The following is a 2,739-nucleotide window of genomic DNA, read 5'->3' as shown; positions in this document are numbered from 1 at the left end:
GTTGATCCGTCTCCAGCCCTGTCGTAACGTCCCAGCTCAACGGCCCTGCCCTGGTAGCTTCCTGACGTCTTCGCAACCGTCACGCTACCGAGCAGGGCCGTCTACATGATCACGGGCAGCCAGACCAAAACCCCCGTGAATAGGCCTCCGTGTGTTGCAACAACCCCTAGAATCCACCATGCCAACAGGGCTCCTGAGGCGAGGCGTTGATGGGGGGATCTCACCAATGCGACGCTCAGGAGCCCTGTGTCGTGACCCTCGCCTCCCGCCCTCAAGCGTGGGGGCGGGAGAGCGGGAGGCGAAGGAGTGTGCTGGCCGGACGTCAGCCCTGTTCGCCCTCCTGGCTGATGGGCCTGAGGCCGAGGACGTTCTCGGGGTCGGCCGGGTTGGGGCCCTTGACGTCGCCCACGTAGAGGGCGACGCGTGCCTTGTACCGGTCGAGTGCGGTGCGGTCGTTCATGAAGTCGCGCAACCCGAGCGGGTTCATGTTGGTGTAGTCGAAGATGCCCTTGCGTCCGGGCGGCGGGGCGACGTCCTTCCGGACGCTCCAGGTCCCGATGGCGTTCTGCTGGGCATCCTTCGACAGGAGCCAGCTCATGTAGAGCTTGGCGGCAGCCTTGTGCGGGGCTGCCTTCAGAATCGCCGCGGTCTGCGGCCAGGCCACCCACGGGCTGCGCTGGGGGAGGGTGGAGACGGACTGCCCGGAGAAGCTCCCGGCGCTGCCGAAGTTGGCCACGAAGTCGCCCGTGCCGACGAGATCGGCCGAGTCCTGCGTACCCCGGACGAATGTGGGGTTCTGGGCCATCAGCTTCTTCAGGTAGTCGAAGCCGTATCGGTCAGTGAGCTGCTTGAAGTAGTAAAGGACCGCGTCGTCGTCGGTCGGGTAGGTGAAGACGAGCTTGTCCTTCAGCTCCGGCTCGAGGAAGTCATCGGCCTCGACGGGTGCCCGGTCGCCGAGCTTGGTGGCGGTGACGTTGCCGAAGGAGTAGAACATCGCGCCGGTGTAGTACCCGTCGGGGTCCTTGACCTGGGGGAGCACGCTGTCCCACCCGACGGGCTTGTACTTCTCGAGCACCCCTTCCTTCTTCCAGCGGGGGAAGTCGTCGAGAGTCTGCAGATGGGTGACATCCGCCACGACCTTCTTCTTCGCTATCTGGTCGTCGAGTCGGGCGTCATGGTTCTTGCTGAAGTCCACCACCATGTTCACCCTCATCTCGGGGAACTTCCTGACGAAGGCGTCCCGGAGGTAGTCCGCCTGTCCCGGCTTGTCCCCACCCGCGTAGACGGTCAGCGTGCCGCCCTCGGCGACAGCGGCCTCGTAAAGCCGCTTCAGCTGCGCTTGTTCCGTCTTCCCCGCGGCGAAGGTGCTCCTGGCTTCGCCGCGAGGTGTGGATGGGGCCGCCAGAGCGACTGCCGCGCCGCTGGTACCCAGCACGCCGAGGGCGAGCGCCGTGATCAGGGTCCGACGAGGGTGGTGCATGACTACTCCCATAGATTGAGAGTCCAAGACTCATTGGATTGAAGTCTTGAACTTTCCAGTTGTGCGTGTCGCCCAGTGCTGGACTGGCCGAGCCGCTTGCGCGTTCGTGGTGACAGCATGCATGTGCAACTTCTGAGTTTCTTCTGAAAACCTCAGGCAACCTCACCGCAGGCGAGGTCTGATGAGTGCGGGAGGGCATGAAATAGCCATCTGTAGCACCACAGTTCGCGGGAGTCGGGATGGCTGAGAGGGCGGTGATGAGAGGGAGACCCGCCGCTGGAGCCACCTCAGGCGTGCGATGCCGCCGTGGGTGCCCGAGCAAACTCACCTGAGGGCGCGGCTGCAGGGCGGCGGCGAGGCCGAGGAAGGCCAGGTAGTTGCGGGGGTTGCGTTCGTAGCGGTGGTTGAGTCTGCGGTAGCCGGTCAGCCAGGACATGGTGCGCTCGATGACCCAGCGACGTCGGCCGAGTCGTTCGCTGGACTCGATGCCTTTGCGGGCGATCCGGACTGCGATGCGTTTGCCGCGTAACCATTTTCGCAGTTCAGGTATGTCGTATGCCTTGTCGGCGTGGAGTTTGCGGGGCTTGTAGTGCCAGCCGCGATCGGGGTCGTGTCTCGATTGGAGAGCGGACACCATGGGCTTCAGTCCGAGGCTGTCGTGCGTGTTGGCGGCGGAGACGCCGACGATGAGGGGCAGTCCGTTCGCGTCCGACAGGACGTGCATCTTGGAACCTGCCTTGCCCCGGTCCACGGGGCTCGGACCTGTGTGTTCGCCCCCTTTTTTGCCCGTACGTGCGCCGAGTCGAGAACCGTTCGGGATAGGTCGAGCAGGCCGCACTCGTCGATCCGGTCGAGGACCGCTTCGTGCAACCGTCCCCAGACGCCAGCCCTGGACCAGATCATGAACCGGCGATGCGCGGTTGACTTGGAGATGCCGAAGCATGGCGGCAGGGCGCGCCAGGCGCAGCCGCTGACCAGCACATAGATGATCGCGGCGAACAGCGTCTCATCAGGCGTGTCCTGTGTCCCGCCGCCCTGGAGACGCACCTTTGACGGCGGGATCAGCGGCTTCGCGATCTCCCACAGCCCGTCCGGAACAATCCAACTCCACGTACCCCGCCCCATGAACAGTCCAACGAGCCGATACCACATAGGACACGGTCTTACGAGTTGGTGCGTGATAGCGGGTGGGGCGTGTTTGCCCTGATCACGGCGTCTTTCACATGGTGATGTTGCGGTCGGAAACGAGGCTGGCAATG

The 2,739-nt window shown here is 64.3% G+C and carries 1 protein-coding gene and 1 pseudogene; both read right to left on the bottom strand.

What is annotated here, in order from left to right; all coding sequences use genetic code 11:
• Window positions 1–322: 322 nt before the first annotated feature.
• Complete coding sequence (locus ABZ532_RS31470; RefSeq protein WP_361291397.1) at window positions 323–1,480, bottom strand: extracellular solute-binding protein; 1,158 nt, start codon at window positions 1,478–1,480, stop codon at window positions 323–325.
• A gap of 343 nt (window positions 1,481–1,823) precedes the next feature.
• Window positions 1,824–2,605 (bottom strand): annotated as a pseudogene (locus tag ABZ532_RS31465) (IS5 family transposase); the annotation flags it as partial.
• Window positions 2,606–2,739 lie beyond the last annotated feature (134 nt).

It is taken from the genome of Streptomyces sp. NPDC019396 (assembly GCF_040632375.1).
In the GTDB taxonomy this organism is placed as follows: domain Bacteria; phylum Actinomycetota; class Actinomycetes; order Streptomycetales; family Streptomycetaceae; genus Streptomyces.
This window is presented reverse-complemented; position numbering and strand designations above follow the sequence as displayed.

Bases quoted from the DNA above. Each gene is read 5' to 3' on its own strand.
- ABZ532_RS31470 (WP_361291397.1), bottom strand. From the start codon at position 1,480: ATGCACCACCCTCGTCGGACCCTGATCACGGCGCTCGCCCTCGGCGTG.